The sequence below is a fragment of the Alphaproteobacteria bacterium genome, assembly GCA_016699735.1.
Taxonomy (GTDB): Bacteria; Pseudomonadota; Alphaproteobacteria; order Micavibrionales; family Micavibrionaceae; genus JAGNKE01.
In genome coordinates, this window is the sequence record CP065008.1 from 827,554 (window position 1) to 853,747 (window position 26,194).

Annotated in this window: 38 protein-coding genes; 35 read left to right on the top strand and 3 right to left on the bottom strand. The window is 53.9% G+C overall.

All coding sequences use genetic code 11. From position 1 onward, the window contains the following. Positions 1–10: 10 nt before the first annotated feature. On the bottom strand, positions 11–1,738 hold the full coding sequence (locus tag IPN28_04000) for a hypothetical protein (protein QQS57988.1): 1,728 nt from the start codon (positions 1,736–1,738) through the stop codon (positions 11–13). A gap of 451 nt (positions 1,739–2,189) precedes the next feature. Here IPN28_04000 and IPN28_04005 point away from each other — a divergent pair, with 451 nt between their 5' ends. The 35 genes from IPN28_04005 to rplQ all read left to right on the top strand — a co-directional run bounded on the left by IPN28_04005 (position 2,190) and on the right by rplQ (position 24,460). Next, on the top strand, positions 2,190–2,561 hold the full coding sequence (locus tag IPN28_04005; protein QQS57989.1) for a 30S ribosomal protein S12: 372 nt from the start codon (positions 2,190–2,192) through the stop codon (positions 2,559–2,561). Positions 2,562–2,584: 23 nt separating this feature from the next. Beyond that, complete coding sequence (rpsG, locus tag IPN28_04010) at positions 2,585–3,133, top strand: 30S ribosomal protein S7 (GenBank protein ID QQS57990.1); 549 nt, start codon at positions 2,585–2,587, stop codon at positions 3,131–3,133. A 46-nt stretch (positions 3,134–3,179) separates the two neighbouring features. Next, complete coding sequence (gene fusA / locus IPN28_04015) at positions 3,180–5,294, top strand: elongation factor G (GenBank protein QQS57991.1); 2,115 nt, start codon at positions 3,180–3,182, stop codon at positions 5,292–5,294. A 32-nt stretch (positions 5,295–5,326) separates the two neighbouring features. Next, entirely contained in the window at positions 5,327–6,505 is a 1,179-nt protein-coding gene (gene tuf, locus IPN28_04020) for an elongation factor Tu (GenBank protein QQS57992.1), read from the top strand. Positions 6,506–6,531: 26 nt separating this feature from the next. After that, positions 6,532–6,852: a 30S ribosomal protein S10 gene (gene rpsJ, locus IPN28_04025; GenBank protein ID QQS57993.1), complete on the top strand. Its 321-nt coding sequence runs from the start codon at positions 6,532–6,534 to the stop codon at positions 6,850–6,852. Positions 6,853–6,878: 26 nt separating this feature from the next. Then, positions 6,879–7,136: a hypothetical protein gene (locus IPN28_04030; protein ID QQS57994.1), complete on the top strand. Its 258-nt coding sequence runs from the start codon at positions 6,879–6,881 to the stop codon at positions 7,134–7,136. Between the two features lie 12 nt (positions 7,137–7,148). Beyond that, positions 7,149–7,907, top strand: coding sequence for a 50S ribosomal protein L3 (gene rplC, locus IPN28_04035; protein ID QQS57995.1), 759 nt, complete (start codon positions 7,149–7,151; stop codon positions 7,905–7,907). Positions 7,908–7,910: 3 nt separating this feature from the next. Next, a complete protein-coding gene (gene rplD / locus IPN28_04040) occupies positions 7,911–8,537 on the top strand; it encodes a 50S ribosomal protein L4 (protein QQS57996.1) in 627 nt (208 codons plus the stop codon). A 23-nt stretch (positions 8,538–8,560) separates the two neighbouring features. Then, the gene (locus tag IPN28_04045; GenBank protein ID QQS57997.1) at positions 8,561–8,875 is read left to right on the top strand and encodes a 50S ribosomal protein L23; all 315 of its coding nucleotides are present in this window, start codon (positions 8,561–8,563) and stop codon (positions 8,873–8,875) included. Between the two features lie 59 nt (positions 8,876–8,934). Then, complete coding sequence (gene rplB, locus IPN28_04050; protein ID QQS57998.1) at positions 8,935–9,765, top strand: 50S ribosomal protein L2; 831 nt, start codon at positions 8,935–8,937, stop codon at positions 9,763–9,765. A 19-nt stretch (positions 9,766–9,784) separates the two neighbouring features. Continuing rightward, positions 9,785–10,066 (top strand): 30S ribosomal protein S19, encoded by a 282-nt coding sequence (gene rpsS / locus IPN28_04055; protein ID QQS57999.1) that lies wholly within the window; start codon positions 9,785–9,787, stop codon positions 10,064–10,066. A 20-nt stretch (positions 10,067–10,086) separates the two neighbouring features. Next, positions 10,087–10,464, top strand: coding sequence for a 50S ribosomal protein L22 (gene rplV / locus IPN28_04060; protein ID QQS58000.1), 378 nt, complete (start codon positions 10,087–10,089; stop codon positions 10,462–10,464). Positions 10,465–10,467: 3 nt separating this feature from the next. Further along, positions 10,468–11,148 carry a 30S ribosomal protein S3 gene (gene rpsC, locus IPN28_04065; GenBank protein QQS58001.1) on the top strand — a complete coding sequence of 227 codons (681 nt, stop codon included), beginning with the start codon at positions 10,468–10,470 and terminating at the stop codon, positions 11,146–11,148. A gap of 224 nt (positions 11,149–11,372) precedes the next feature. Next, positions 11,373–11,798, top strand: coding sequence for a 50S ribosomal protein L16 (gene rplP, locus IPN28_04070; GenBank protein QQS58002.1), 426 nt, complete (start codon positions 11,373–11,375; stop codon positions 11,796–11,798). Beyond that, on the top strand, positions 11,798–12,088 hold the full coding sequence (gene rpmC, locus IPN28_04075) for a 50S ribosomal protein L29 (GenBank protein ID QQS58003.1): 291 nt from the start codon (positions 11,798–11,800) through the stop codon (positions 12,086–12,088). Before rplP ends, rpmC begins: the two co-directional genes overlap by 1 nt. A gap of 21 nt (positions 12,089–12,109) precedes the next feature. Next, positions 12,110–12,520 (top strand): 30S ribosomal protein S17, encoded by a 411-nt coding sequence (gene rpsQ, locus IPN28_04080; protein ID QQS58004.1) that lies wholly within the window; start codon positions 12,110–12,112, stop codon positions 12,518–12,520. 2 nt (positions 12,521–12,522) lie between these two features. Next, positions 12,523–12,891, top strand: coding sequence for a 50S ribosomal protein L14 (gene rplN / locus IPN28_04085; protein ID QQS58005.1), 369 nt, complete (start codon positions 12,523–12,525; stop codon positions 12,889–12,891). Positions 12,892–12,893: 2 nt separating this feature from the next. Further along, a complete protein-coding gene (gene rplX / locus IPN28_04090) occupies positions 12,894–13,217 on the top strand; it encodes a 50S ribosomal protein L24 (protein QQS58006.1) in 324 nt (107 codons plus the stop codon). A 21-nt stretch (positions 13,218–13,238) separates the two neighbouring features. After that, positions 13,239–13,781 carry a 50S ribosomal protein L5 gene (gene rplE, locus IPN28_04095; protein QQS58007.1) on the top strand — a complete coding sequence of 181 codons (543 nt, stop codon included), beginning with the start codon at positions 13,239–13,241 and terminating at the stop codon, positions 13,779–13,781. Between the two features lie 51 nt (positions 13,782–13,832). Then, a complete protein-coding gene (gene rpsN / locus IPN28_04100) occupies positions 13,833–14,138 on the top strand; it encodes a 30S ribosomal protein S14 (protein ID QQS58008.1) in 306 nt (101 codons plus the stop codon). A gap of 16 nt (positions 14,139–14,154) precedes the next feature. Continuing rightward, positions 14,155–14,553 carry a 30S ribosomal protein S8 gene (rpsH, locus tag IPN28_04105; GenBank protein QQS58009.1) on the top strand — a complete coding sequence of 133 codons (399 nt, stop codon included), beginning with the start codon at positions 14,155–14,157 and terminating at the stop codon, positions 14,551–14,553. A 41-nt stretch (positions 14,554–14,594) separates the two neighbouring features. Beyond that, the gene (rplF, locus tag IPN28_04110) at positions 14,595–15,155 is read left to right on the top strand and encodes a 50S ribosomal protein L6 (GenBank protein ID QQS58010.1); all 561 of its coding nucleotides are present in this window, start codon (positions 14,595–14,597) and stop codon (positions 15,153–15,155) included. A gap of 9 nt (positions 15,156–15,164) precedes the next feature. After that, the gene (rplR, locus tag IPN28_04115) at positions 15,165–15,560 is read left to right on the top strand and encodes a 50S ribosomal protein L18 (GenBank protein QQS58011.1); all 396 of its coding nucleotides are present in this window, start codon (positions 15,165–15,167) and stop codon (positions 15,558–15,560) included. A gap of 19 nt (positions 15,561–15,579) precedes the next feature. Next, positions 15,580–16,143 carry a 30S ribosomal protein S5 gene (gene rpsE / locus IPN28_04120; protein QQS58012.1) on the top strand — a complete coding sequence of 188 codons (564 nt, stop codon included), beginning with the start codon at positions 15,580–15,582 and terminating at the stop codon, positions 16,141–16,143. A 33-nt stretch (positions 16,144–16,176) separates the two neighbouring features. After that, complete coding sequence (gene rpmD / locus IPN28_04125; GenBank protein ID QQS58013.1) at positions 16,177–16,470, top strand: 50S ribosomal protein L30; 294 nt, start codon at positions 16,177–16,179, stop codon at positions 16,468–16,470. Between the two features lie 35 nt (positions 16,471–16,505). Next, positions 16,506–17,012: a 50S ribosomal protein L15 gene (locus IPN28_04130; GenBank protein ID QQS58014.1), complete on the top strand. Its 507-nt coding sequence runs from the start codon at positions 16,506–16,508 to the stop codon at positions 17,010–17,012. 121 nt (positions 17,013–17,133) lie between these two features. Beyond that, positions 17,134–17,982 carry a hypothetical protein gene (locus tag IPN28_04135; protein ID QQS58015.1) on the top strand — a complete coding sequence of 283 codons (849 nt, stop codon included), beginning with the start codon at positions 17,134–17,136 and terminating at the stop codon, positions 17,980–17,982. A gap of 208 nt (positions 17,983–18,190) precedes the next feature. Continuing rightward, a complete protein-coding gene (locus IPN28_04140; GenBank protein QQS58016.1) occupies positions 18,191–18,724 on the top strand; it encodes a hypothetical protein in 534 nt (177 codons plus the stop codon). Positions 18,725–18,831: 107 nt separating this feature from the next. Further along, a complete protein-coding gene (gene secY / locus IPN28_04145) occupies positions 18,832–20,187 on the top strand; it encodes a preprotein translocase subunit SecY (protein QQS58017.1) in 1,356 nt (451 codons plus the stop codon). A gap of 38 nt (positions 20,188–20,225) precedes the next feature. Next, positions 20,226–20,816, top strand: coding sequence for an adenylate kinase (locus tag IPN28_04150; GenBank protein QQS58018.1), 591 nt, complete (start codon positions 20,226–20,228; stop codon positions 20,814–20,816). 12 nt (positions 20,817–20,828) lie between these two features. Beyond that, positions 20,829–21,719, top strand: a complete 891-nt coding sequence (locus IPN28_04155; protein QQS58019.1) for an isoaspartyl peptidase/L-asparaginase — start codon at positions 20,829–20,831, stop codon at positions 21,717–21,719. Positions 21,720–21,982: 263 nt separating this feature from the next. Then, entirely contained in the window at positions 21,983–22,363 is a 381-nt protein-coding gene (gene rpsM, locus IPN28_04160; GenBank protein ID QQS58020.1) for a 30S ribosomal protein S13, read from the top strand. Positions 22,364–22,375: 12 nt separating this feature from the next. Beyond that, the gene (gene rpsK, locus IPN28_04165) at positions 22,376–22,759 is read left to right on the top strand and encodes a 30S ribosomal protein S11 (protein QQS58021.1); all 384 of its coding nucleotides are present in this window, start codon (positions 22,376–22,378) and stop codon (positions 22,757–22,759) included. 52 nt (positions 22,760–22,811) lie between these two features. Continuing rightward, positions 22,812–23,831, top strand: a complete 1,020-nt coding sequence (locus tag IPN28_04170) for a DNA-directed RNA polymerase subunit alpha (protein QQS58022.1) — start codon at positions 22,812–22,814, stop codon at positions 23,829–23,831. 179 nt (positions 23,832–24,010) lie between these two features. After that, positions 24,011–24,460 (top strand): 50S ribosomal protein L17, encoded by a 450-nt coding sequence (gene rplQ / locus IPN28_04175; protein ID QQS58023.1) that lies wholly within the window; start codon positions 24,011–24,013, stop codon positions 24,458–24,460. A 95-nt stretch (positions 24,461–24,555) separates the two neighbouring features. Here the strand turns inward: rplQ and IPN28_04180 are convergent, their stop codons facing one another. Next, positions 24,556–25,356, bottom strand: a complete 801-nt coding sequence (locus IPN28_04180) for a pantoate--beta-alanine ligase (GenBank protein ID QQS58024.1) — start codon at positions 25,354–25,356, stop codon at positions 24,556–24,558. Continuing rightward, the gene (gene panB / locus IPN28_04185) at positions 25,353–26,189 is read right to left on the bottom strand and encodes a 3-methyl-2-oxobutanoate hydroxymethyltransferase (GenBank protein ID QQS58025.1); all 837 of its coding nucleotides are present in this window, start codon (positions 26,187–26,189) and stop codon (positions 25,353–25,355) included. Before panB ends, IPN28_04180 begins: the two co-directional genes overlap by 4 nt. Positions 26,190–26,194 lie beyond the last annotated feature (5 nt).

Here is a 26,194-nt window from a genome sequence, read left to right on the forward strand (position 1 = left end):
CTTCTTTTTTTTATGTGTGTTTACCCATCCTGACTTTGAAGCAAGAATAAAGAAAGAGAAATAGCCAGGCTACTAAGCCTGAAAGACTGATCAAAGCGCCGACTTGCTCCTGAGGCAGAGCGGGTATGAAAAAAGACAATGTGTAGGCTCCTGGCGGCAAATTCACAGAAATCTGACCATAGGGCTCAAGAGGGCTTATCACCAAATCGTTGTGGTTGCCGTCTTCAAACGTAATCTGTGAACGCCAACCGATAAAGTGAAATTGCCTCAAGATAAAAACTGTCTGGTCTGGTGAATTAACTCGAAAAACCATCTGCCTCGGCAAATTCTTCATAATCGTGACCTCGGCAAGAGGGCCGTCAAACCTCCATAGCGGGTACGCAGGCGTCTTTTCGACGAAATCATGAATAGTGACCGTCATTTCCTTGTTTTTCGGTATAAACTCGCCGGTAAGGATCTTGTGCTTGATACGATATTCAAAAAACGCCGAGTCAGGATGCCACGAAAGCCTCACGAAGTTGAAGGTAAACAAACTGAGGGCAAAAAAGGCGGAAGATATAAGGCAGAGTCTGAAAAAAGACACGAAACGGTCATTCTGTCTACCCGATGGAGGCATTGAAATAAAAAACGCGATCAACGAAACGAAAAAAAAGTCCGAAAGCATCAGGAGCCGAAAAGGAAATTGAATTTTCTGTAAAGGTTCAAAAAGAACCCAAACGAAATGAGAAAAGGGCGTCATCAGGAAAAAACAAAAACCAGCAGAAAGCATGAAAGGAAGACCATCTTTGACTCTACTTTCGTCCAAGTTGAGAAAAAAATAAACAAACAGGGCAAGAGGAACAAAAAACTGAAAGCTGGCGATTGCAAAAAGCAGCACTCCGTAGTTTTTGAAGACCGGAGGCCATGAAGAGGAGGGCCACCACAGGAACCATTGCTTGTAGTCATAAAAGGGGCCGCTCCAAAGCACTTGCGAACGCACGGAATCTAGCAGAGTTAAAGCAGGGTAGAGGTAAATGCCTGCAAGGCACCCGCCAAGAAAAAGACAAAACAGAAAAACGCCAAAGGTCGAAATCTTTTCAATACTACGTTCATGAGCAGTCAAAATACTGCAGCCCTTCGCAAAAACCAGAAAAGGTGTCACGAAGACGGCGCTGGGCAGGTGGGTGACAAGGAAAAGCGCATAGACTAGTGCCAGTAAGATACCGAGAACATACTTGGGGAATGGCTGCCGTAAAGAAAGCAAAAACAGCAAGGGAATCCAAGCAAAGGCCGCAAATTCGGCCACGTTATTACGCTCGTAAACATCGATAAATAAATGGTAGGGCGCGATCATGTAAAGAAGGGCACCGACAACAGAAGCGTACCTTGAACAAAATGATGAAAGCCAAAAGTAGCAGGTAATGCCTGATAAAATTAGGAAGAAAGAAACGTTAAGAATTAGAACATGAAGAGTATCAAACTGTTGAAGTCCGACGATATCAATAAAATAGCTGACATAATAAATCAGGGGGGGATAAAAAAACAGATTGGCGCCACCAAAGCCGTGATTGATATTATGAAGCCACCTTGGGTATAGCTCTCCGGCTTGTACTTGTTCTTTAAATGCTTCATAGGCTATGATTTGGTTCTTGTAATCATCTCCGATGGGAAAACCGTTGAAAAACACAAGCCAAAGAGCTCCTAAACCCATCAAGGCGATTAGGAAAAGATCAACAAATACAGATCTTCTAATAAGCAAAGCTAATCCCCGTAAAACTTACCCCTACAAGCTCCCTTAAACAATAGGGGCTTTGAGAACAGGCGGCAAACAGCTTTTAACAGATTCAAAGCTTGACACGCTTTTGACCCACAGCTATAGTCCGCGCCACTGATTACGGATTGGCTGGCTGTAAGCCGTTTCCGGGCCAAAGAATCGGCCTGTAAAAGGAGCTTAAACGCAGCTGTAGGCTTTATCGAAAGGGCTCGGGATTGACCCCCAAAAGCACCAAGTAGATCAAGCGCAACATCCGCCGATAAAGTGCTTGGATCTTCTTTAGCGCGGACCAGGCGGGCGGATGCTCTGCGGAAAAATGCGGATGTCACTTGACAACCCGCAAAAATCCGCGCTACATGCCGCCATCCATGAAAGAAAATGCACGGCCCTGCGGTGCGGGGTTTTAATTTTGTTTAACGAAGGAGTGGGCAAAACGATGCCAACCATTCAGCAGTTGATCCGCAAGCCGCGGAAAAAAACGGTAAAACGCAAAAAGAACCGGGCGCTCAAAAGCAATCCGCAGCGCCGCGGCGTATGCACCCGCGTCTATACGACAACCCCGAAAAAGCCGAACTCCGCGCTTCGGAAGGTTGCCAAGGTGCGTCTGACCACGGGCCTTGAGGTCATCTGCTACATCCCCGGCGAAGGTCACAATCTTCAAGAGCACTCCGTTGTTCTGGTCCGCGGGGGTCGGGTCAAGGACTTACCGGGCGTTCGCTATACGATCATCCGCGGAACCCTGGACACGCAGGGGGTTAAGGACCGCAGGAAGTCCCGTTCCCGTTACGGCGCCAAACGCCCGAAATAAGTATTAAGTGAGGAAAAAAGCACATGTCACGTCGTCGCAGAGCAGATAAAAGAGAAATTCTTCCAGACCCCCGGTTTGGGGACTTGGTCCTGTCTAAATTCATCAACTGCGTAATGGAGCAGGGGAAAAAGGCTGTAGCGGAATCGATCGTTTACGGAGCCATTGAATCTCTTGAGAAAAAATCGGCCAACGAAAATAAAAAGGACAAAGAGAGGGACGGTGCAGCCCCCGTAGAGTCTGATCTGGACGATGCAATCGCGGTCAAGAGCCGGGGTCTGCGCCTCTTCCATGACGCCCTTAAAAACGTCCGTCCACGCATCGAGGTACGTTCCCGCCGGGTCGGTGGTGCAACCTATCAGGTTCCCGTCGAGGTCCGCAATGAGCGCGCCTTGGCGCTGGCCATCCGTTGGATTATCGATTCGGCCCGCCGACGCGGTGAAAAAACAATGAAGGACCGTCTCGCAGCGGAATTGTTCGAGGCAGCTAACGAGCGTGGCGCAGCGATGAAAAAACGCGAAGACACCCACAAGATGGCCGAGGCGAACAAGGCCTTCGCGCACTATCGCTGGTAATCACGCAGAATAGACTAAGTAAACGGAACGGATAAAGAGAGACATCATGGCACGCGAATACCCCTTGGACCGCTACCGCAACTTCGGCATCATGGCTCACATCGACGCTGGTAAAACGACGACCACTGAGCGCGTCCTCTATTACACCGGAAAATCGCACAAGATCGGCGAAGTGCATGACGGTGCCGCCACCATGGACTGGATGGAGCAGGAGCAGGAGCGTGGGATCACGATTACCTCTGCCGCCACGACCACCTTCTGGAAAGGCCCGGCCAACGGAACGCATCCCGGCGAAATGTTCCGTCTCAACATTATCGACACCCCCGGACACGTGGATTTCACGATTGAAGTCGAGCGCTCATTGCGCGTCCTCGACGGCGCGGTATGCCTGCTCGATGGTAACCAGGGCGTAGAGCCGCAGACCGAAACCGTCTGGCGTCAGGCCGACAAATACCGGGTGCCCCGGATTATCTTCGCCAACAAGATGGACAAGATCGGCGCCGATTTCTACGATTGCGTGGACAGCGTCAAAAAACGCCTCGGCATCAATCCTCTTATTTTGACTCTTCCCATAGGTCTCGAAAGCGATTTCGTAGGCATCGTGGACCTTCTGAACATGAATGCAATCATCTGGAACGCCGAAACTCTGGGCGCTTCCTTTGACATCGTGGAAATTCCCGCCGATCTTAAGGATAAGGCGAAGGAATACCGCGAAAAGCTGATTGAAATGGCCGTCGAAATGGATGACGCCGCGATGGAGATGTATCTGGAAGGAAAAGAGCCGGACATCGCCACTCTGAAAAAATGTATCCGCAGGGGGACGATCGCTTTCAAAATCATCCCAATGATGTGCGGCTCTGCCTTCAAGAATAAAGGCGTACAGCCTCTGCTGGACGCGGTCGTAGATTATCTGCCCGGTCCGCTGGATGTGGGCGAAATGAAAGGCAAGAAGGTGGATTCCGATGAGGATGAAATCCGCAAACCTGACGATGCCGAGCCGTTCTCCGCTCTGGCCTTCAAGATCATGAACGACCCCTACGTGGGAACCCTGACATTCGCACGCATCTATTCGGGTGTGATTGAATCGGGCTCCTATGTTCAGAATTCGGTTAAAGGCAAGCGCGAGCGCGTCGGTCGGATGCTGCTCATGCACTCCAATAACCGCGAGGAAATCAGCATCGCGCACGCCGGAGATATCGTGGCGTTCGTCGGCCTCAAGGAAACCACGACCGGAGACACGCTGTGCGACGTCAACAAACAGGTCGTCCTTGAGCGCATGGAATTCCCCGAGCCGGTCATTGAAATCGCCGTTGAGCCGAAAACCAAGAGCGACCAGGAGAAAATGGGCATCGCGTTGCAGCGTTTGGCGGCCGAAGACCCGTCTTTCCGTGTCTCCGTCGACCACGAATCCGGCCAGACCATCATGAAGGGCATGGGCGAGCTCCACCTCGACATTCTCGTAGACCGGATGCGCCGCGAATTTAAAGTGGAAGCCAATATCGGTAAGCCGCAGGTGGCCTACCGCGAGACGATCACAAGAAAAGCCAGCGTGACCTACACGCACAAGAAACAGACCGGCGGTGCCGGACAATTCGCAAAAATCGAGTTGGTTTTTGAACCGGGCGAACGCGGATCAGGCTTCGAATTTGAAAGCAAGATCGTCGGCGGCGCAGTTCCAAGGGAATACATCCCCGGCGTGGAAAAGGGTTTGACGATCGCCAAGGAAACCGGCGTGATCGTCGGCTTCCCCTGCGTGGATCTGAAGATCGCCCTCGTGGACGGTTCATACCACGATGTGGACTCGTCCGTTCTCGCCTTCGAAATCGCGGCCAAGGCCGCCTTCAAGGAAGGGATGGCGAAAGCCGGGCCCCAGCTCCTTGAGCCGATGATGAAGGTCGAAGTGGTGACGCCCGAGGAATACATGGGCGACATTATCGGCGATCTGAACTCCCGCCGTGGACAGATCAACAACATGGAAAACCGCGGAAACGCAAAAGTCATCACCGCTCTGGTGCCGCTGGCGCAGATGTTCGGCTACATCAACGACCTCCGCTCCAAGTCGCAGGGCCGCGCACAATACACCATGCAGTTTGACCACTACGAGCCAGTGCCCTCAAACATTGCGGAAGAAGTCAGGGCATCCCTCGGGGGCAAGAGCTAATTAAATTTTATAGATAAGGAAGGAAAAAGACCATGGCAAAAGAGAAATTTGAGCGGAACAAGCCGCACTGTAATATTGGGACGATTGGTCACGTGGACCATGGGAAGACGACGCTGACGGCGGCGTTGGCGGGTATTTTTGGTAAGGGCGAGACGGTGGATCAGATTGACAAGGCTCCTGAGGAGAAGGCGCGGGGGATTACGATTTCAACGGCGCACGTGGAGTATGAGACGACGAACCGTCACTACGCGCACGTGGACTGCCCGGGTCACGCGGACTACATCAAGAACATGATTACAGGTGCGGCCCAGATGGACGGCGCGATTTTGGTGGTGAACGCGGCGGACGGGCCGATGCCGCAGACGCGTGAGCATATTCTTCTGGCCCGCCAGGTGGGTGTACCGGCGCTGGTGGTGTTCCTGAACAAGGTGGATCAGGTGGACGACCCTGAGCTGCTGGAACTGGTGGAGATGGAGGTGCGCGAGCTTCTCTCATCTTACGAGTTTCCGGGCGACGAGATTCCGATCATCAAGGGATCGGCTCTGGCCTGCGTGGAGAAGCGCGATCCCGAGATTGGGGAGAATGCGATCCGTGCGCTGATGAAGGCGGTGGATGAGTATATCCCGCAGCCCAACCGTCCGAAGGACAAGCCGTTCCTGATGCCGGTTGAGGATATTTTCTCGATTTCGGGTCGGGGAACGGTGGCGACGGGCCGGATCGAGCAGGGCGTGGTCAAGGTCGGCGAGGAGATTGAGATCGTTGGCATCCGCGCAACGCAGAAGACGGTGGTCACGGGCGTTGAGATGTTCCGCAAGCTGCTGGACTCGGGAGAGGCCGGGGACAACGTGGGCATCCTGCTGCGCGGGACGAAGCGCGAGGATATTGAGCGCGGTCAGGTTCTGTGTGCGCCGGGCAGCATCAAGCCGCACAAGAAGTTTGTGGCGGAGGTTTATATCCTCTCCAAGGAAGAGGGGGGCCGTCATACGCCGTTCTTCACGAACTACCGCCCGCAGTTTTACTTCCGCACGACGGACGTGACGGGGATGGTGCATCTTCCGGCGGGGACCGAGATGGTGATGCCCGGGGATAACATCAACAACATGGAAGTGGAGTTGATCACCCCGATTGCGATGAACGAGGGTCTGCGCTTTGCGATCCGCGAAGGCGGCCGCACCGTCGGCGCCGGCGTCGTCTCCAAAATCATTGAGTAAGAACGCGAAGATACAAGGGACATATCATGGAAACCCAAAGCATACGCATAACGCTCAAGGCCTTTGACCACCGCATACTCGATACGGCGGCTTCGGAGATCGTGAATACGGCAAAACGAACCGGCGCCCGCGTTCGCGGTCCGGTGCCTTTGCCAAACCGCATCAAGCGCTTTACGGTCATCCGTTCCCCGCACGTGGACAAGCGTTCGCAGGAGCAGTTCGAAATGCGGACCCACAAGCGGCTGATGGATATTGAAGACCCCACCCCCCAGACGATCGATGCTCTCATGAAGCTCGACCTTCCCTCCGGCGTGGATGTCGAAATCAAGATCGGTCAGGCGGCATAAGAAAACAAATATTAGGGATTAACGCTATGGCTAAAATTCTGAGATTTAAGGACGGACAGATGATCAGCACGGACCGCATTACCGGGCTCGTGAAATTCGACCGCTATCCGGACAATACGCCAGTGGTGCAGGTCACAGGCATTGATGGTCATGTCACCATCGAATGCGGCAGCGCTGCGGAGCAGGAGCAGGTGCTACACACATTGGGCAAGAAACTGGAAAGATATCATGACATTGAGGATATGACCGACCTCGATGATAATATCAGCAAGAAAGTTAATTAAAGGAAAGCTGTTATGAGAACAGGATTGATCGCAAGAAAAGAGGGCATGAGCCGGGTATTCGACGCCGAAGGGCGTCAGGTTCCGGTCACGGTGCTGAAGGTGGATGATTGCCAGGTCGTGTCGGTCCGCAGCGAGGCGAAAGATGGCTATGTCGCGCTCCAGATTGGCGCGGGCAAGGCGAAGGTCAAGCGCACGAGCAAATCCAACCGCGGCCATTTCGCCAAGGCGAAGGTCGAGCCGAAGAAAAAACTCGCCGAATTCCGTGTCACGAATGAAAACGTTCTCGATGTCGGGGCCGAACTGGGGGTCAATCACTTCGTACCCGGCCAGTTCGTCGATGTTACCGGCACGACGATCGGTAAGGGCTTCGCAGGCGGTATGAAACGCCACAATTTTGGCGGTCTGCGGGCTTCGCACGGCGTGTCCGTTTCGCACCGTTCGCACGGTTCGACAGGTCAGCGCCAGGATCCCGGCCGTGTGTTCAAGGGCAAAAGAATGGCCGGACACATGGGCGATGTCCGTGCGACCAGCCAGAATCTGCTGGTCGTGGATGTGGACACCGACCTAGGCATCATCCTCGTAAAGGGTGCGGTCCCCGGCGCAGAAAAGGGATGGGTTTTGATCCGCGATGCGGTTAAGAAACCCCTGCCTAAGGACGCACCATTCCCGGCTGGTCTGAAACAGGACGCCTCCGCAGCAAAGGCGAAGGAAGAGTCTCCTGAGCTCGCCCCGCAGGCAGAAAACGAAAATTCCGGTGAGGCAAAGGAATAACCCATGAAACTCGCAGTCAAAAATCTTGATAACAAGAACGTCGGTGAAATCACCCTCGATGAATCCGTATTCGGCGTCGAGGTGCGTAAGGACATTCTGCACCGCATGGTGAACTATCAACTCTCCAAGCGCCGTGCAGGCACTCACAAGGTGCAGATGCGCTCCGAAGTGACCGGAACAGGCGCAAAGCCCTGGAAGCAAAAAGGCACGGGCCGCGCCAGGGCAGGCGACCTGAAAAGGCCGCAGGATCGTGGCGGCGGTGTGGTTTTCGGCCCGCATATCCGTTCCCACGCGTTCGATTTGCCGAAAAAGATTCGCAAGCTGGCCCTGAAAATCGCCCTGTCGGCCAAGGCAGCAGAAGGCAAGATCGTCATCATCGACGAAGTCAAGGCCAAGGAACACAAGACCAAGCCGATGGCCAAGGCGCTGGAAAAACTAGGGCTGAACTCGGCTCTCATCGTCGGCGGCAAGGAAATCGACGTGAATTTCGCCCGCGCAACGGCGAACATCCCGAGCATAGATGTTTTGACGTCTCAGGGGGCGAACGTGTATGACATCCTGCGCCGCGATGTTTTGGTGCTGACGAAGGAAGCGGTCAACGACCTGACGGAAAAACTCAAGAGCGAATAAGGCACAGAAAAAGGATTGAGGCGATGGCAAAGGCAAAAAAAGCAGAAGCGGCAGAATGGATGTACGAACTCATCCGCCGTCCGCACGTAACTGAAAAGGCGACGATGGGCAGCCAGAACGCCCAGTTGACCTTCCGCGTCCCTGTCGAGGCGACGAAACCCAGGATCAAACAGGCGGTAGAAGTTCTCTTCGGTGTGAAGGTGAAATCCGTCAATACATTGATTCAAAAGGGTAAAATTAAGCGTTTCCGCGGAATGAAGGGCCGCCGCTCCGATTTCAAAAAGGCGATCATCACTCTGGAGCCCGGTCAGACAATCGACACCGAAACAGGAATTTAAGAACGTAAAGTTTTAACTATGGTGATCCGCCGATAAGGGATGATTAAAGGAAGAAGACGATGGCACTGAAAAAATACAACCCTGTAACGCCCAGTCAGCGTCAGCTGATTCAGGTGGACCGCAAGGGACTCTGGAAAGGGGCACCGGAAAAGAAACTGACCGAAGGCAAGAAAAAGAGCGGCGGTCGCAATAACCACGGCCACATCACAACGCGCCATATCGGCGGCGGTCACAAACAGCGCTACCGCATCATCGACTGGAAGCGTGACAAGAGAGACATCGAAGGCACCGTCCTGCGACTGGAATACGACCCGAACCGCACGGCCTTCATCGCCCTGATCGAATATCCTGACGGTGATCGCCGCTATATCATCGCGCCCCAGCGTCTGGCGCCCGGCGCGAAAATCGTCGCGGGCGAAAGCGCGGACATTAAGCCCGGCAACGCCCTCCCGCTCAAAAATATGCCCGTGGGCACAATCATTCACAATATCGAAATGAAACCCGGCAAGGGCGCACAGATGGTCCGCTCCGCCGGAACCTTCGCGCAGCTTGTGGGCCGCGATCAGGGCTACGCCCAGATCCGTCTGGCATCCGGTGAGCTGCGCGTCGTCAGCGCCGAGTGCATGGCGACCGTGGGCGCGGTTTCTAACCCCGACCACATGAACGCCAACGACGGCAAGGCCGGACGCACCCGCTGGAAGGGCCGCCGCCCGACGGTCCGCGGCGTTGCCATGAACCCGGTCGATCACCCGCACGGAGGCGGCGAGGGCCGTACATCGGGCGGACGTCATCCGGTTTCCCCGTGGGGCAAGCCAACAAAGGGCTATAAGACACGCAAGAAGGCCAAGTGGACGAACAAGTCGATCATCCGCCGCCGTAAGAAGAAATAAGTTTTAAGGAGAAAAACACATGGCACGTAGCGTTTGGAAAGGCCCGTTCATCGAGAGAAATCTCCTCAAGAAGATCGAGGAGGCTCGCACGAGCGGCAAGAACACCATCATCAAAACCTGGTCGCGCCGCTCGACCATCCTGCCCAACATGGTGGGACTGACGTTTGGTGTGCACAATGGCCGGAAGTTCATCCCTGTTCTGGTGACAGACCAGATGATCGGCCATAAATTGGGCGAATTCGCGCCGACCCGCTCGTTCACCGGTCACGGCGGCGACAAGAAGGCGACCAAGGAAGCATAAGGTAAGAAGGAAGAAATATCATGGGTCAATCTGCAAATCCCAAACGGCTGAAGGAAAACGAGGCGAAAGCATCCGCCAAGTATATCCGCATCAGTCCGCGCAAACTGAATCTCGTGGCACAGACCATCCGGGGCAAAAGCGCTTCGAAGGCTTTGATCGATCTCGAGTTCTCCAAAAAGCGCGTCTCTGAAAGCGTCCGCAAGCTCCTTCAGGCCGCTGTCGCAAACGCCGTGAACAATCACAATCTGGATGCGGACCGTCTGGTGGTTGCGGAGGCCCATGTCGGCAAGTCCGTCACCATGAAGCGCTTCCGTGCGCGGGCCAAAGGGCGCGGCACACGCATTATTAAACCGATCAGCAATATGACCATCATTCTTAAAGAAGCAGACGAGGCATAATTCATGGGACAGAAAGTTAATCCAATAGGTATGAGGGTCGGCATCAACCGGACGTGGGATTCCCGCTGGTACGCCGGACGCGATTATGCAGACAAGCTGGTCGAAGACCTCAAGCTGCGCGAATATATTTTTGAACATCTGAAGCCCGCAGGCGTCAGCAAGGTGATCATCGAACGCGCCGCAAAGCTCACCAAAGTTACGGTTCATACGGCCCGTCCCGGTGTAATCATCGGTAAGAAGGGCGCAGATATCGAAAAGCTCCGTCAAAACCTCTCCCGCCGCGCCGGTGGGGACGTCAGCCTCAACATCGTCGAGATCCGCAAACCGGAAATCGACGCCCAGCTTTGCGCTGAGGGTGTAGCCCAGCAGCTCGAGCGCCGCGTATCTTTCCGCCGCGCCATGAAACGCGCCGTTCAGAACGCCCTGCGCTTCGGCGGACTGGGAATCAGGATTAACGTTTCGGGTCGCCTGGGTGGCGCCGATATCGCGCGTATGGAATGGTACCGCGAAGGCCGGGTGCCTCTGCATACCCTCCGGGCAGACATTGACTACGGTACGGCCGAAGCGCTGACCACCTACGGGATCATCGGCGTGAAGGTCTGGATCTACAAGGGCGACATCATGGATCACGATCCGCTCGCCCGTGATAAGAGATCCGGTGATACCAAGGCCGGGGAGATTTAAGGACTTTACCCCCTGAAAAAATTAGTTATAAAAGACTGGATTTTGACAGGGAAATGAGATAAGGTTCCGCCGGATTTGCCAAGGCAGCCAAAAATCTCAAGCATATGGAAACTATTGTTCAGAGAACAAAAAGTCCATGTGACAAGATTTTTTTTGTGTGAGGCGTCCCCGGTGGGACAGAGATAGATAGAGTTTTAACAAGGTAAGCAAGACAGAGAATAAAGATGTTAAGCCCCAAGAAGTTTAAGTTCCGCAAGCAGTTTAAGGGCCGTATCCGTGGCAATGCCAAGGGCGGAGCGACACTGGCCTTCGGCGAATATGGTTTGAAGGCTCTCCAGCCTGATCGAATCACTTCGCGCCAGATCGAGGCCGCGCGCCGTGCGATCACCCGTCACCTGAAACGTCAGGGCAAGCTCTGGATCCGTGTCTTCCCCGATGTTCCGGTTTCAAAGAAGCCTCTTGAAGTGCGTCAGGGTAAAGGAAAGGGGCCGGTTGAATTCTGGGCCTGCCGGATCAAACCCGGTCGTATTATGTTCGAACTCGACGGCGTCTCCAAGGAGTTGGCCCGCGAAGCCTTGGACCTTGCTGCCGCCAAGTTGCCGATCAAGACCAAATTTGTGGCCCGTATCAATGCTGAGGAGAACCACTGATGAACGTCGAAGATATCCGCGCAAAAACAGAAGACGAGTTGAAGGCTTTGTTGCTGGACCTCCGCAAGAACCAGTTCAACGCCCGCTTTCAGAAAACCCAGGGGACACTGGAAAACACGTCTGAAATCCGCAAAACGCGCCGCACTATCGCTCGTGTCAAAACCATTCTGACCGAAAAGAAGTCCGGAACGCCAGAGGCCAGGAGGGCGCCGAAAAAAGCGGCGGATAAACCCAAAAAAGCCAAGGCAGAAACAAAAAAGGCCGCGTCTAAAAAGACCAAGGCGGCATAAAGGATAAGAGGAGCAAAACAAATGCCACGTCGGATACTCGAAGGGAATGTCGTCAGCGCAAAAAACAACAAGACCGTAACGGTCATCGTTGAACGGCGCTATATGCATCCCGTTTATAAAAAATATCTCAAGAGCACGCAAAAATTCACGGCGCATGACGAAGCCAACACCTGCAAGGAAGGTGAGCGTGTCCAGATCATCGAATGCCGCCCGCTCTCCCGTACGAAGCGTTGGGCGGTCATCGGCAAGGACGGGCAGGCGCTCCTCCCCCCCCGCAACTCCGAAAAGCGCAAGCTGAAATCCGGTCAGGCTCCGGCCGCTGAAAAGGCCGAAAGCAAAAAGGCCCGCAAGGACGAAGCCAAGACAAAAAAGGAAGCCGCCCCGAAAAAGGCTGCTTCTGAAAAGAAATCCAAAGCGAAGAAGGACGCCTGATCATGATTCAGATGCAATCCCGTCTGGCCGTAGCCGACAATAGCGGCGCCCGAGAAGTCCAGTGCATCAAGGTTCTGGGCGGCTCCCACCGCCGGACTGCCAATATCGGCGATGTCATCGTGGTTTCGATCAAGGATGCTATTCCTCGTGGTCGCGTCAAAAAGGGCGAGGTCCGCCGCGCCGTGATCGTGCGCACGAAGTTCGGCCTCAAGCGCCGCTACGGCGAGCAGATCCGTTTCGACGGTAATGCCTGCGTACTTATCAACAATAACGGTGAGCCGATCGGCACCCGTATTTTTGGCCCCGTGACCCGCGAACTGCGTGCGTCCGGTTACATGAAAATCATTTCTCTGGCATCGGAGGTGCTGTAAGGATGACCAAGGCAGCGCGTAAAATAAAAAAAGGCGACAAAGTTGTCGTCCTCGCCGGTAAAGACCGCGGAGTAAAGGGTGAGGTTCTCAAAGTCCTCACCGAAGAAAACCGCGTGGTCGTGCAGGGCGTGAATATGGTAACCCGCCACCGCAAACCCTCCCAGATTTCCGGGGGCGGCATTGAAAAAAAGGAATCGTCCATTCACGTATCCAACGTGGCGCTGCTTGACCCCAAGTCGGGGGAAGCAACGCGGGTCGGATACAAGGTACTCAAAGACGGGAAGAAAGTCCGCGTCGCCCGCAAATCCGGCGAAACGATTGAATAAGGATAGAAAAGCGAGAAAGCCATGAAACCGCGCTATAAAGAAATATACGAAAAGGAAATTGTACCCGCGCTCGACAAGAAGTTCGGTTACAAGAACCCGCACGAACGTCCGCGCCTCGACAAGATCGTCATTAACATGGGTGTCGGCGAAGCGACTCAAGACCGCAAGCACATCGATCAGGCCGTTAACGACCTCTCTCTGATTGCAGGGCAAAAACCGGTGGTCTGCAAGGCAAAGAAATCCAACGCGTCGTTTAAAATCCGAGATGGCCAGTCGATTGGCGTGAAGGTCACACTACGCGGCAACCGTATGTACGAATTTCTCGACCGTCTGGTGACCATTGCACTGCCCCGCGTCCGCGACTTCCGCGGCATTAACGGCAGAAGCTTCGATGGCCGCGGCAACTACGCCATGGGCATCAAGGAGCATATCATCTTCCCGGAAATCACCTACGACAAGGTAGACAAGATCCGGGGGATGGACATCATCGTCTGCACAACGGCAAAAAGCGACGAAGAGGCCAAGGAACTGCTGCGGGCGTTCAAGATGCCCTTTAGAAATTGATCGGCGAGTAAAACGAAGCATTAGAAAGATAACAACAGGAAGACACAAACAATGGCAAAACTCTGTTTGATAGAAAGAGACAAAAAACGCAGAAAGCTGGTCAAGAAGCTCGCGGTCAAGCGCGCGAAGCTTAAGGCGGCCGTGCGTAACCTCGACCTTTCGGCCGAAGAGCGTTTCGAGGCGATGCTGAAACTCGCTGAGATGCCCCGCAACTCCGCGAAGATACGCATCCGCAACCGCTGCCAACTCACCGGGCGCCCGCGTGGTAACTTCCGCAAGTTTAGCCTGTCCCGGATTGCATTGCGCGATCTGGCCGCCAAGGGTCAGCTCCCTGGCGTAACCAAGTCCAGCTGGTAAGTAGGAGGATTGAACGATGAGCATGAATGATCCCCTCGGCGATATGTTGTCCCGCATCCGTAACGCCCAGAAAGCGAAACTGAAGATGGTGCAGTGCCCGCATTCGCGCCTTCATGAAAAAGTCTGCGAAGTTCTCAAAGACGAAGGTTACATCCGCGGCTACACGGTTCAGGATTTGGGCAGCAACCGCAAGTCGATAGAAGTTCAGCTGAAATACGCTGAAGGTCTTGGGGTAATTCGCCAGATCGACCGTATCTCGACTCCCGGTCGCCGGGTCTATACCAGCGTGAAGGATATGCCGCGCTTTTATAATGGTCTGGGCATTCTGGTCGTATCGACTCCGCAGGGCGTCCTCCCGGACTACAAGGCGCGGGCGGCCAATGTGGGCGGTGAAATTCTATGCCGGGTCTTCTAGAAAGATCGGCGAAAACAGAAGCTTGATTGAGGAAAAGAGAAATGTCTCGTATTGGTAAAAACCCGGTTGAAATCCCTGAAGGCGTCGATGTGCAGCTTCAGGGGCAGACTGTTAAGGTGAAAGGCAAGCTCGGTGAGCTGAGCCTCAACGTACACGATGAAATCGGCGTGACGATTGAAGACGCGGAAAACGACGACGGCAAAAAGAGCAAGGTTGTCCGTCTGACACCGAAAACTGAGAACCCTGTTGCACGCGAAGTTTGGCCGACGATGCGGACCTTGGTGAACAACATGATCATTGGAGTAACCGAGGGCTACAAGAAAAAACTCGAAATACACGGCGTTGGCTTGCGGGCCAACCTTCAGGGTAAAGAAATAGTGATGAGTCTTGGATTCTCGCACGAGGTTCGCTACACAGTTCCTGCAGGGATCAAGGTTGAAATTGAAAAACAAACCGAACTGACCGTGAGCGGCATTGACAAGCAACGGGTCGGGCAGGTGTCCGCAGAAATCCGCGAACACAAAAAACCCGAGCCCTACAAGGGCAAGGGTATCCGCTACGCCGGGGAATATATCGCATACAAGGAAGGCAAGAAGAAGTAAGGAAAAGTCATGGCCAAGGCAGCATCTAGGAAACTCAAGCCCGCAGATCGCCGTACGTTCCGTACGCGTAACAAGATCCGCAGGGTCAATATCGAGCAGAACAGCAAACGCGAGGTGCGCCCGCGCCTCTCCGTTTTCCGCTCGGGGAAACAGATTTACGCTCAGGTTATCGACGACATTGGCGGCAAGACTCTGGCTTCGGCCTCCACTCTCGATAAGGAGTTGAAGGAAAAGCTGAAGAACGGAGCCAATAAGGATGCAGCCGTTGAAGTCGGAAAGCTCGTTGCCGAACGTGCGAAAAAGGCGGGCGTCAGCAAGGTTGTTTTCGACCGCGGCCCCTACCTCTACCATGGCCGGGTAAAGGCATTGGCTGAAGGGGCACGCGAAGGCGGACTGGAATTTTAATCAAAAGGAAAAATGAAATATGGCACGTGCGTTTGAAAAGCAGAATCAAAACGAGGAACCCGAATTCATCGAGCGCTTGGTGGGTATCAACCGCGTGGCGAAAGTCGTAAAGGGCGGTCGTCGTTTTGCTTTCTCCGCGCTTGTAATCGTTGGCGACGGCAAGGGCCGTGTCGGTCACGGTCACGGCAAGGCCAAAGAAGTGCCCGAGGCGATCCGCAAGGCCACCGATCAGGCCCGCCGCAACATGATCCGCGTTCCTCTTCGCGAAGGCCGCACTGTCCACCATGATGTGACGGGTACCGACGGCGCAGGCAAAGTCCACCTCCGCTCCGCTCCGCAGGGTACGGGAATCATCGCCGGCGGCCCTATGCGCGCCGTGTTCGAGGCTCTGGGAATTCAGGACGTCGTCGCCAAGGCCATCGGCTCCAGCAACCCCTATAACATGGTGAACGCGACCTTCGATGCGCTGAAGAAAATTCAGAGTCCGCGACATGTGGCGGCACGCCGCAACAAGAAGGTCAGCGAAGTCGTCTCCAACCGCGAGATTCAGTCCAGCGATTCGCCCGAAGGATCCGAGGAATAATATAGTAGGTTTATACGATTAAGGATTTGAACAATGGCAGAAGAGACAAAAAAGGCAAAAAAACCTGCAGCGGAAAAGAAAGCTTCTCCGGCAAAAAAGGTGGCAGCCCCCAAAGAGTCTAAGGCGAAGAAACCTTCGCCTTCCGGAAAGACAGTTCGCGTCACGCAGATTGGCTCTCCAATCGGCCGCAAGGCTTACCAGCGCGCAACCCTGATCGGTCTCGGCCTGAACAAGCTGAACCGCACCAAGGAACTCGAAGACACACCCTCCGTGCGCGGCATGATCGCCAAGGTTAACCATCTGGTAAAGGTTGAGGACATCGCCTGAACCTGCAGAAACAAAAAAATTAAGGAAAAACTATCATGAAACTCAATACGCTAAAGCCGAGCGAAGGCTCAAAAAAAGTAAGAACCCGCCTCGGACGCGGTATTGGCTCCGGCAAGGGTAAAACCTCAGGGCGCGGAGTCAAGGGCCAGAAGGCCCGTACAGGCGTAGCCATCAAGGGCTTCGAGGGCGGCCAGATGCCGCTCTATCAGCGTATGCCCAAAATAGGTTTCCGTAACACTGCATTCGCAACCAAGTTGGTCGAACTGACCCTCGAAAACCTCCAGGAGGCGATTGACACCAAGAAACTAGACCCCAAAAAGCCGATTGATGAAGACACGCTTGTTAAGGCGGGCGTGGTCAGCCGCAAGCGTGACGGGATCAAGTTGCTGGCAACCGGAACCCTGTCAGCGAAAGTTGATCTCAAACTGACCAAGGCCTCAAAAGCCGCTCAGGCTGCGGTGGAAAAGGCCGGAGGCAGCATTGAATTAGCTCCGGAAAAGCCGGCCAATCCAAAAAAACTGCCTAAAAAGGCAAAGAAGTAAGAGACTGAGGCACAAGAAAACAAGCCCTTCCCTTAAAGGAAGGGCTTTTTCTTTTTGACATATTTTCCAAGCCCGATTAGTCTGTTAGCTGTATTTTCTGACCGTTAGGGGCTAAATCATTATGCGTCGCTTGTTGCCACTTATTCCCGTGTGTTTACTGGTTTTCGTCATGTTTGCAGGGCAGGCGCAGGCGCAATCCTGCCCTCGCTCAAACCCCGAAACCGAAGTAAAAAAAATAACATTAAAGACCAAATATTACCGCGGAACATCTGCGTGGTACTTAACGGCATGGACCGGTCACTGGGGCAAGGGTGTTGTCCTTGGGCTTCATACGGGTAAGGACGGAAATGCCCCTTTTTGGGCAGACTATGATGCCAAATTTGAGTTCACGCCTGTGCGCAACAACCCCAACGCGGTTTGTGTAAGCGTATCAAAAATAAAAATGAAGTTTTACATTCAGCCTGTAGTGCATATCGCATCCGAGTATCCTCAGGAAAGTTGTGAATTCAGGGAGGTTCTAAGGCATGAAAAAAAACACGTAAAGGTGACAAAGGAATGGCAGAAGGAATTCACCCCGCAGTTGCGTCGGGAGTTGAGAAGCATAGCTCATAAGATTCCGGCTTCTTCGCCAGTAGGAGAGCGCCAGATCCCGGCAACACAGCAAATGATGATGAACATAATTAAATCTCACCTAGAAAAATTTATGGAAAAAAAAGCGGTTCCTACCTTAATTCGTCGCCAAGGAAAAGTTGATGACCCCTTGGAATATAAGTTGGTGCCGGAACGTTGCGAAAACTGGCAAGATTACCATATTACGGCCTATGAGCCAGGGTATGAAAAAGATGACTCCGATGATAAGGGGGAGGGAGATGATGGGGGCGAAGACGATTCTTCCGACGATGATTCAGAATCAGATAATAATGATGATACCGGTGAAATTGGTGACCTTCCGGACTACGGAGCCAACTGATTCTTGTCTTTCTTAAATGCCCAGAAGTTTTTATAAAACAGTCAGTGCTATAAAAAGAACAGGTGTATTTCTTGTTTACGTACTTCTGATGTCAACATCAGCTAATGCTGGCGAGTTAGTTGACAAATGTCCTGTTTCACGCCCGGAGACGTTTCTAAAATCAAGGATCGTCGGTGCAGAGGTAACAAAAACAAAATCCGCGGTCGATATGACAGAATGGCAGCTTGGCCACAGCATGGCTCCAAATGGTGGTCAGATTCTGGGGCTGGGTGGCGGGGAAATAGAAACCAGCTACAATGCGGAATTCGAAGTCTCTCCCTTCCAGACCGGGTATTGCGTAGTTCTTCATGAAATCCGGGCGAAATTCATCGCAAAACCGCAAATCCATGTCGCCAGCAATTTCGAGGAGGGGAGTTGCGAATACAGCGAGGTTCTCTTCCACGAGCAAAAGCACATAGAGGCGCTTCGTCTCTTTCACCGAAGGCATACGAAAGATCTGAGGGCTAAGCTTAGAGAAGTCTCCAGGTCCATGCCCTCGGTCAAACCCGTACCTCAGAAAGAAGTCTCCGGCGTACAGAAAAAGCTTCTCCATTATGTTCAGGTAGAAATGAATAGCTATTTTCAGGAAATTCTGAAGGAATTGCAGCAAACTCAGCAAAAAATCGACAGTCCCGAGGAATATGAGCGCGTGGCTAAAAAATGCCGGAAATGGGAACAAAAACTCTCGAAACAGCCGGATTGAACGCAAAGACTCGTATCGGACAACCACGAATCCGCTCTTGTGTCCCGCGTATCTTTTCATTATGACTGATTGACTGTTTTTATAAGAACAAAGAAAGAGAATAAGCGATGGCATCGGCCGCCGAGCAGCTTGCACGCAACGCCAACTGGGGTGCGCTTGCAAAAGCCACCGAACTGAAAAAACGGATATATTTTGTCCTGGGAGCCCTTCTGGTGTATCGGCTGGGAACCTATATCCCCGTTCCGGGAATTGACATTCGGGTCTGGGAGGAGATTTTCTCGCAAAAGGGCGGCGGAATTCTGGACATGTTCAATATGTTCTCCGGCGGCGCCCTGCAGCGGATGACGATTTTTGCCCTCAACATCATGCCCTACATTTCGGCCTCGATTATCATGCAGTTGGCCTCCTCGCTCTTCAAAAGCCTTGAAGAATTGAAAAAGGAAGGCGAACTGGGCCGCATGAAGATAAACCAGTACACGCGATACTTGACGGTTCTCTTGGCCACCGTTCAGGCTTACGGCTTGGCGGTGGGGCTTGAATCGATGCAGGGGCAGGGCGGTTCCGCGGTCCTCGACCCGGGGATGTTTTTCCGTATCTCCACTGTGATCACGATCGTCGGCGGCACAGTCTTCCTGATGTGGCTGGGCGAACAGATTACCCAGCGAGGGGTCGGTAATGGAACATCCCTGATTATCTTCGCTGGGATCGTTGCCGAATTGCCCCGGGCTCTCGGCAGTACGTTGGAACTGGGACGGCAGGGAACGATCAGTCCGGCCGTGCTTCTGCTCCTCGCGGTCATGGTTGTGGCCGTCATTGGCCTGATCGTCTTCATGGAGCGCGCCCAGCGCCGGATCGTGGTCCAGTACCCGAAACGCCAGGTGGGCAACCGAATGACCGGCGGGGAAACCAACCACATCCCCCTGAAACTCAATACCTCAGGCGTTATCCCGCCTATCTTTGCATCCTCGCTTCTTCTTCTGCCCCTGACCATCATCAAATTCGCAGGGGTCAATGGCGGAGATTTCTGGGCGGATGTCGAGCGTTACCTCGCCCACGGACAGCCGATCTATATGTTACTGTTCGGATCATTGATAGTGTTTTTCGCTTTTTTTTATACGGCAATTGTCTTCAATCCCGAGGAAAACGCGGAGACTCTCCGCAAATACGGTGGATTTGTTCCCGGTATGCGTCCCGGCAAGAATACGGCAGACTATTTCGATTATGTCCTGACCAGAATCACAACGGTTGGCTCTCTTTATCTGGTCTTTATCTGCCTCCTGCCGGAATTTATGGTCTCGCAATACAGCGTCCCCTTCTATTTCGGCGGAACCAGTCTGCTAATCGTGGTCAGTGTCACCATGGATACGGTCGCGCAGATTCATTCGCATCTGATCGCCCATCAGTACGAGGGGCTGATTAAAAAGGCGAAGCTAGGGAATCGCGGCGGTGGACGCCGTAGGTAGAAAAGCTGAAAAGCGGCATGGCAAGAGGAGCAGGAGACATGAACATCATCATTTTCGGACCGCCCGGCGCAGGAAAAGGTACACAAGCCGCGAGAATCCAAGCCGAACACGGTCTCAAGCATCTCTCGACGGGCGATATGCTGCGCGGCGAGGTCTCCAGAAAGTCCGATCTCGGACTCAAGCTCAAATCGATCATGGACGCCGGACAACTCGTCTCCGACGATATCATGATCGAACTCATCGGCAACTGCGTCAGCGAACCTGATTGCGAAAAGGGCTTCATTCTCGACGGTTTCCCGCGCACGATCCCCCAAGCTCAGGCACTGGATGATTCTCTCCGCCATATGGCGCGTAAGGTGGATCATGTGCTTGTGTTGGAGGTGGATGAGAATGCACTGATCGACCGTATCCGCAACCGCGCCAAGGAAACCGGCGGTGCCCGCAGTGACGACAACGAGGAAGTCCTGAAAAAGCGTCTGACCGAATACCGGGCTAAGACGGCACCGGTCCTGCCCTATTACGAGCAGAAAGGGCTGTTGCGTAAAATCGACGGCATGAAGCCGATTGAGGAAGTCACCGCACACATCGAAAATATTCTGGGATCTTCCCTGTCAAAAAAACACGCCTGATATGAGCGGGAGATGAGCGACAATTTCGTTCTTGCTGTTCACGGCGGAGCCTTTATGAATCCTCGCGATTATTCGCAGCAGACAAACTTCATCGAAAATTGTCTCAAATCTGGCTGGCGTGACCTGAAGGGCGGTCAATCGGCCCTCGAAGCCGTGGTCCAGGCGGTTGTCAAAATGGAAGACTCTGCCCTCTTCATCGCCGGAAAGGGCGCAGGTCCGAACTCCGAAGGCGACTATGAACTGGACGCCTCGCTGATGGAAGGCGAATCGGGAAGAGCCGGGGCTATAGCCGCCGTTCGGGGAATAAAAAACCCGATCATCGCGGCCCGCACAGTCATGGAGAAAACGCCTCACGTCCTGCTGGCGGGTCTGGGGGCGGAGCGTTTTCTGGTCGAACAGGGTTTGGAGCAGGTCAAAGACCCCGCGCACTATTTTACACCCTCCCATACGGAAAATCAGGTCATACCGCCCACGGCTCTAAGCTCCAGCCATGGCACAGTGGGTGCGGTCGCTCTGGATCGGGACGGCAACCTCGCCGCCGCAACATCCACGGGCGGACTGGTCGGCAAGAAGGCGGGCCGGGTCGGGGATTCGCCGATCATCGGTGCGGCAACGTGGGCGGATCGCAACCTCGCGGTATCCACAACCGGATACGGCGAATATTTTATGCGCGCCGTGGTGGCCTACGATGTCCTGGCCCGCTGTCTCTACGGAGGTAAAGCCCTCGAAGTGAGCGTTTCCGATGTATTGGACGGCATCAGAGACGCCGGAGGGTGGGGAGGTCTGATCGCTCTGAACCGTAAGGGGGAAGTCTGTCTGGATTACCGCTGTGCCGGAATGCACCGCGGTTTTGTGAGGCAAGACGGAACGGTTTATGCCGCAAGCTTCCCGGACGCCCCATAAAGAGCCAAAAGACCCAAAAAAAAGTCAAATAGGCGCAAAAAAGACTCAATAATCGGATTTTCCACATAAATTCTGTTGACCTGCCCTTTTGAATTCCTATAATGCGGCATCCCGAAAGGGGGCTTGCGCCTGCATAAAGGCAGCCGGAAGCTGAATGAAGTTTACAGACTGGCGCGGTGAAAGTTTAACGGACGGAGCCGTATACGGTCTGGCAAGAGCAGGGGCAAAGGGCTCCGGCTCGGAAAAATTGAAAGGAAAAGACTATGGCACGTATTGCGGGGGTCAACGTACCCGACAATAAACGCATCCCGATTGCTCTCACTTACATTCACGGCATTGGCCGCACATCGGCGCTGAAAATCTGCAAAAAGCTGGGCATTGATCTCCAGATGCGCATGGGGCAGGCTGACGAGGACACACTCAACCGTATCCGCTCCGAAATTGAAAAGGGCGGCTTCAAGATTGAGGGCGATTTGCGCCGCGAAGTCTCCATGAATATCAAGCGCCTGATGGATATGCGCTGCTACCGGGGTCTCCGCCACCGCGCGGGTCTGCCCGTGCGCGGCCAGAGAACCATCACCAACGCACGCACCCGCAAGGGACCGGCCAAGCCCATCGCCGGTAAGAAAATGGCGACCAAGTAAAGGAGACGCACAATGGCTGCACCAAGAGCTAAAAGAAAAGAGAAAAAGAATATCGTTTCGGGCGTCGCGCACGTCAACTCGACATTCAACAACACGATCATCACCATCAGCGATGCCCAGGGTAACGTGGTGTCATGGTCGTCCTCAGGAACGATGGGCTTTAAAGGCTCCCGTAAATCGACCCCTTACGCGGCCCAGATGGCTGCCGAGGATGCGGGCCGCAAAGCACAGGAGCACGGCATGAAGGAACTCGAAGTCCTCGTCAAGGGACCGGGATCGGGCCGCGAATCCGCGCTGCGGGCATTGCAGATGGTCGGCTTCCTGATCAGGTCGATCAAGGACGTCACGCCCGTTCCGCACAACGGCTGCCGCCCGCCCAAACGCCGCCGCGTGTAACTCAGGTGAATTATTATTAGATCACAGGCACTTTTAACCAAAGAGCAGGAACATGTTGATACAGAAAAACTGGCAAGAACTGATTAAACCCGCGAAGCTTGAAGTCAAACCCAGCCGCCAGCCCAATACGGGTGTGGTCGTCGCCGATCCGCTGGAGCGCGGCTTTGGCTTGACGTTGGGTAACGCATTGCGTCGTATTCTCCTTTCATCGCTTCAGGGCGCGGCCGTCACGGCGGTGCAGATCGAGGGCGTATTGCACGAATTCTCTTCGATTGAAGGTGTGCGCGAGGACGTTACCGACATTATTCTGAACCTGAAGGCGCTCAGCGTGCGTATGCACTCCGAAGGCCCGAAAAGGATGCGCCTGTCCGCCGAAGGGCCGTGTGAAGTCACCGCCGCGCAGATCGAAGCCGGGGCCGATATTGAGATCATGAACCCGGACCTCATCATCTGCACCCTCGACAAGGGGGCAAGGCTGAACATGGAAATGACCGTGAACACCGGCAAGGGCTACCGTCCGGCGTCTCTGAACAGACCGGAAGAAGCTCCCGTCGGTCTTATTCCGATCGACAGCGTCTTCTCACCTGTCCGTAAGGTCACCTACGAAGTCACCGACACCCGCGTCGGCCAGATCACAGACTACGACAAGCTGACCCTGACCGTAGAAACCAACGGCGTCATCAGCCCCGAAGATTCCGTAGCCTTCGCCGCCCGCATTCTTCAGGATCAGTTGCAGATATTCGTAAACTTCGATGAGCCACAGGAAGTCAAGGAGAAATCCGAAGAGCAGGAGCTTCCCTTCAACCGCAACCTTCTCAAGAAGGTCGAAGAACTGGAACTGTCGGTCCGCAGCGCCAACTGCCTCAAGAATGATAACATCATTTACATCGGCGATCTCGTTCAGAAATCCGAGAGCGATATGCTCCGCACCCCGAACTTCGGCCGCAAATCCTTGAATGAAATCAAGGAAGTTCTGGCGCTGTTTGGTCTGCATCTCGGTATGCAGGTTGAAGGTTGGCCACCGGAGAATATCGAAGACCTCGTCCGTAAAATCGACGAGCAGCAGTTTTAACCAATACTCAAGGTCGAATTCATACTTCGGCCTTGACGAGACCAAAGGGACAATGTGTCCACCCCTTCCATGAAACGGCCCCTTTGCAAGGCAAGTGATGAAAGGAAATACCATGGTTCTTGTCCTATCCGGGGCAAGGCCGCAGCAGCCGCTAAAAACGGCAGGAAAGGAAGACTAAAATGAGACATGGATTGAAACAGCGCAAGTTGAACCGTACCAGCAGCCACCGTAAGGCGATGCTGGCCAACATGGCAGCGGCTCTGATCAAGCATGAGCAGATCATCACGACCCTGCCGAAGGCCAAGGAGCTTAAGCCTTACGTCGAAAAGCTAATCACCATGGGCAAGCAGGCGGCCGCCAACCCGAAGGTGTCCCTGGCCAAAAGACGTCAGGCGATAGCGATCCTGAGGGACGAGACACAGGTCAAAAAACTTTTCGATGTTCTGGCCGAACGCTATGAAGACCGCCCCGGCGGTTATACCCGCGTTCTCAAGGCCGGCTTCCGCTACGGCGATGCGGCGCCCAGAGCCGTCATTGAACTCGTGGACCGCGATCCCGAAGCAAAAGGTAAGGACTCCGGCCCTACCCAGTTCGACGATGAAATCGTCGAAGACCAGGAAGCCGTTTAGCAGACTTACATAAGTTGGAATCAACGATAAAAGGCTCTTTGGAGCCTTTTGTTTTGCAATAAAGTTTAACCAGCGCAAAAAACAGTACCAGTCAGCTAAATAATGGAAACATTATCAATTAGCCGCGTCTTCCCAAGCCAGACGGCGGCCAAAACTCGCCCCCAACGAACCTTGATGTAATCGACGCTTCTGAAACCGCTCTTGAGAAGTTTCTCAGCGGCCTCGGCACAGATATCTTCGGCTTTTTCACCGTCGCGGATGGCATCGGCAGCGACGGATAACGCACGATTGAGGGTGCGGGCGACAATAAGTTCTTCCGGCGAAAGGTAAGCGTTTCGTGAGGAAAGGGCAAGACCGTCCGCATCGCGTACGATCGGTCCTCCCACGATTCGAATGGGGAGCTTGAGAGCCTCCACCATCTCGCGGATCACCTGTAATTGCTGGAAATCCTTTTCTCCGAACACAGCGACATCAGGCTTAACGGCATGAAAAAGTCGACTGACGACATTCACCACACCGCCGAAAAAATGCGGCCTAAAATCGCTTTCAAGCCCTTCGGCCGAGGGGCCGGGGGTAATCGCAGACCCGAAACCGTCAGGATAAATCTCGGCGGCGGAAGGAAGGAAGACGATATCCGCGCCGACAGATTGGAGCAACGCAAGATCGGTCTCTTCGGTGCGGGGATAGGAGCCGAAATCCTCATGCGGGGCAAACTGCGTTGGGTTGACAAAAATACTGACGACCACGCAATCGGTTTCGCGCCGTGCGGTCTGAACAAGCGAAAGATGCCCTTCATGAAGGGCGCCCATGGTGGGAACAAAACCGACTGTGCGCCCGTCTGAACGGGCTTTTAGGACAAACGCTTCAAGCGCGGATCGTGTGCGAACGATATTCATGTCTTAGTTTTAGCATCTGATTTATAAACATGACTCTCATCGGGAAAGGCTCGGACCCGTACATCCTTGGCGTACGAAGAAACCGCATCCGTAATGATCTTTCCCAGATTGGCGTATGTCTTGACGAATTTTGGCGTATGATCGACGGTCAAACCGAGAAGATCTTCGGTAACCAGAATTTGCCCATCGCAAGCCGGAGAAGCGCCGATTCCAATCGTTGGAATGGAGACGGCCAGCGTTATCGCGCGGGCTACGGGCTCGACTGTGCCTTCTATGAGAATGGCAAACGCCCCTGCGGCTTCCACGGCACGGGCATCCTCTATGAGAGCATCCGCCTCTTCGGGCGTTTTCCCTTTAATTTTGTAACCCCCCTCTTTCACGACAGACTGAGGCTTCAAACCAATATGCGCCATGACGGGGATACCCTTTGATGAGAGATAGGCAATCGTCTCTTGCATCTCGCGCCCTCCCTCAAGTTTGACCCCGTCACAGCCGGTCTCCGTCATAAGCCTGAGAGCGCTCTGGTACGCCAAGGCAGAGGACTGTTCATACGTGTCATAGGGCATATCAACTAACACACACGCCTTACGGCGTTTACGCATGACGGCCCGCCCGTGTGCGATCAGCATATCCAGCGTGACGGTCAGTGTGTTGTCCATCCCATACAACGCCATACCCACGGAATCGCCGACCAGCAGAATATCGCAATGCGGATCCAGAAGTTGGGCCATAGGGGCGGAATAGGCTGTAAGACAAACCAGAGGCGCAGCAGAGTTCTTCCGCGCCCGGATGTCGGAGATGCTCAGACGTAAAGGATGAGGATCAAGAGTCATAGCGT

Excerpts from the sequence above, each read along its gene's own strand:
- IPN28_04005 (QQS57989.1), top strand. The coding sequence starts at position 2,190 with ATGCCAACCATTCAGCAGTTGATCCGCAAGCCGCGGAAAAAAACGGTA.
- rpsG (QQS57990.1), top strand. The coding sequence starts at position 2,585 with ATGTCACGTCGTCGCAGAGCAGATAAAAGAGAAATTCTTCCAGACCCC.
- fusA (QQS57991.1), top strand. The coding sequence starts at position 3,180 with ATGGCACGCGAATACCCCTTGGACCGCTACCGCAACTTCGGCATCATG.
- tuf (QQS57992.1), top strand. The coding sequence starts at position 5,327 with ATGGCAAAAGAGAAATTTGAGCGGAACAAGCCGCACTGTAATATTGGG.
- rpsJ (QQS57993.1), top strand. The coding sequence starts at position 6,532 with ATGGAAACCCAAAGCATACGCATAACGCTCAAGGCCTTTGACCACCGC.
- IPN28_04030 (QQS57994.1), top strand. The coding sequence starts at position 6,879 with ATGGCTAAAATTCTGAGATTTAAGGACGGACAGATGATCAGCACGGAC.
- rplC (QQS57995.1), top strand. The coding sequence starts at position 7,149 with ATGAGAACAGGATTGATCGCAAGAAAAGAGGGCATGAGCCGGGTATTC.
- rplD (QQS57996.1), top strand. The coding sequence starts at position 7,911 with ATGAAACTCGCAGTCAAAAATCTTGATAACAAGAACGTCGGTGAAATC.
- IPN28_04045 (QQS57997.1), top strand. The coding sequence starts at position 8,561 with ATGGCAAAGGCAAAAAAAGCAGAAGCGGCAGAATGGATGTACGAACTC.
- rplB (QQS57998.1), top strand. The coding sequence starts at position 8,935 with ATGGCACTGAAAAAATACAACCCTGTAACGCCCAGTCAGCGTCAGCTG.
- rpsS (QQS57999.1), top strand. The coding sequence starts at position 9,785 with ATGGCACGTAGCGTTTGGAAAGGCCCGTTCATCGAGAGAAATCTCCTC.
- rplV (QQS58000.1), top strand. The coding sequence starts at position 10,087 with ATGGGTCAATCTGCAAATCCCAAACGGCTGAAGGAAAACGAGGCGAAA.
- rpsC (QQS58001.1), top strand. The coding sequence starts at position 10,468 with ATGGGACAGAAAGTTAATCCAATAGGTATGAGGGTCGGCATCAACCGG.
- rplP (QQS58002.1), top strand. The coding sequence starts at position 11,373 with ATGTTAAGCCCCAAGAAGTTTAAGTTCCGCAAGCAGTTTAAGGGCCGT.
- rpmC (QQS58003.1), top strand. The coding sequence starts at position 11,798 with ATGAACGTCGAAGATATCCGCGCAAAAACAGAAGACGAGTTGAAGGCT.
- rpsQ (QQS58004.1), top strand. The coding sequence starts at position 12,110 with ATGCCACGTCGGATACTCGAAGGGAATGTCGTCAGCGCAAAAAACAAC.
- rplN (QQS58005.1), top strand. The coding sequence starts at position 12,523 with ATGATTCAGATGCAATCCCGTCTGGCCGTAGCCGACAATAGCGGCGCC.
- rplX (QQS58006.1), top strand. The coding sequence starts at position 12,894 with ATGACCAAGGCAGCGCGTAAAATAAAAAAAGGCGACAAAGTTGTCGTC.
- rplE (QQS58007.1), top strand. The coding sequence starts at position 13,239 with ATGAAACCGCGCTATAAAGAAATATACGAAAAGGAAATTGTACCCGCG.
- rpsN (QQS58008.1), top strand. The coding sequence starts at position 13,833 with ATGGCAAAACTCTGTTTGATAGAAAGAGACAAAAAACGCAGAAAGCTG.
- rpsH (QQS58009.1), top strand. The coding sequence starts at position 14,155 with ATGAGCATGAATGATCCCCTCGGCGATATGTTGTCCCGCATCCGTAAC.
- rplF (QQS58010.1), top strand. The coding sequence starts at position 14,595 with ATGTCTCGTATTGGTAAAAACCCGGTTGAAATCCCTGAAGGCGTCGAT.
- rplR (QQS58011.1), top strand. The coding sequence starts at position 15,165 with ATGGCCAAGGCAGCATCTAGGAAACTCAAGCCCGCAGATCGCCGTACG.
- rpsE (QQS58012.1), top strand. The coding sequence starts at position 15,580 with ATGGCACGTGCGTTTGAAAAGCAGAATCAAAACGAGGAACCCGAATTC.
- rpmD (QQS58013.1), top strand. The coding sequence starts at position 16,177 with ATGGCAGAAGAGACAAAAAAGGCAAAAAAACCTGCAGCGGAAAAGAAA.
- IPN28_04130 (QQS58014.1), top strand. The coding sequence starts at position 16,506 with ATGAAACTCAATACGCTAAAGCCGAGCGAAGGCTCAAAAAAAGTAAGA.
- IPN28_04135 (QQS58015.1), top strand. The coding sequence starts at position 17,134 with ATGCGTCGCTTGTTGCCACTTATTCCCGTGTGTTTACTGGTTTTCGTC.
- IPN28_04140 (QQS58016.1), top strand. The coding sequence starts at position 18,191 with ATGACAGAATGGCAGCTTGGCCACAGCATGGCTCCAAATGGTGGTCAG.
- secY (QQS58017.1), top strand. The coding sequence starts at position 18,832 with ATGGCATCGGCCGCCGAGCAGCTTGCACGCAACGCCAACTGGGGTGCG.
- IPN28_04150 (QQS58018.1), top strand. The coding sequence starts at position 20,226 with ATGAACATCATCATTTTCGGACCGCCCGGCGCAGGAAAAGGTACACAA.
- IPN28_04155 (QQS58019.1), top strand. The coding sequence starts at position 20,829 with ATGAGCGACAATTTCGTTCTTGCTGTTCACGGCGGAGCCTTTATGAAT.
- rpsM (QQS58020.1), top strand. The coding sequence starts at position 21,983 with ATGGCACGTATTGCGGGGGTCAACGTACCCGACAATAAACGCATCCCG.
- rpsK (QQS58021.1), top strand. The coding sequence starts at position 22,376 with ATGGCTGCACCAAGAGCTAAAAGAAAAGAGAAAAAGAATATCGTTTCG.
- IPN28_04170 (QQS58022.1), top strand. The coding sequence starts at position 22,812 with ATGTTGATACAGAAAAACTGGCAAGAACTGATTAAACCCGCGAAGCTT.
- rplQ (QQS58023.1), top strand. The coding sequence starts at position 24,011 with ATGAGACATGGATTGAAACAGCGCAAGTTGAACCGTACCAGCAGCCAC.
- IPN28_04180 (QQS58024.1), bottom strand. The coding sequence starts at position 25,356 with ATGAATATCGTTCGCACACGATCCGCGCTTGAAGCGTTTGTCCTAAAA.
- panB (QQS58025.1), bottom strand. The coding sequence starts at position 26,189 with ATGACTCTTGATCCTCATCCTTTACGTCTGAGCATCTCCGACATCCGG.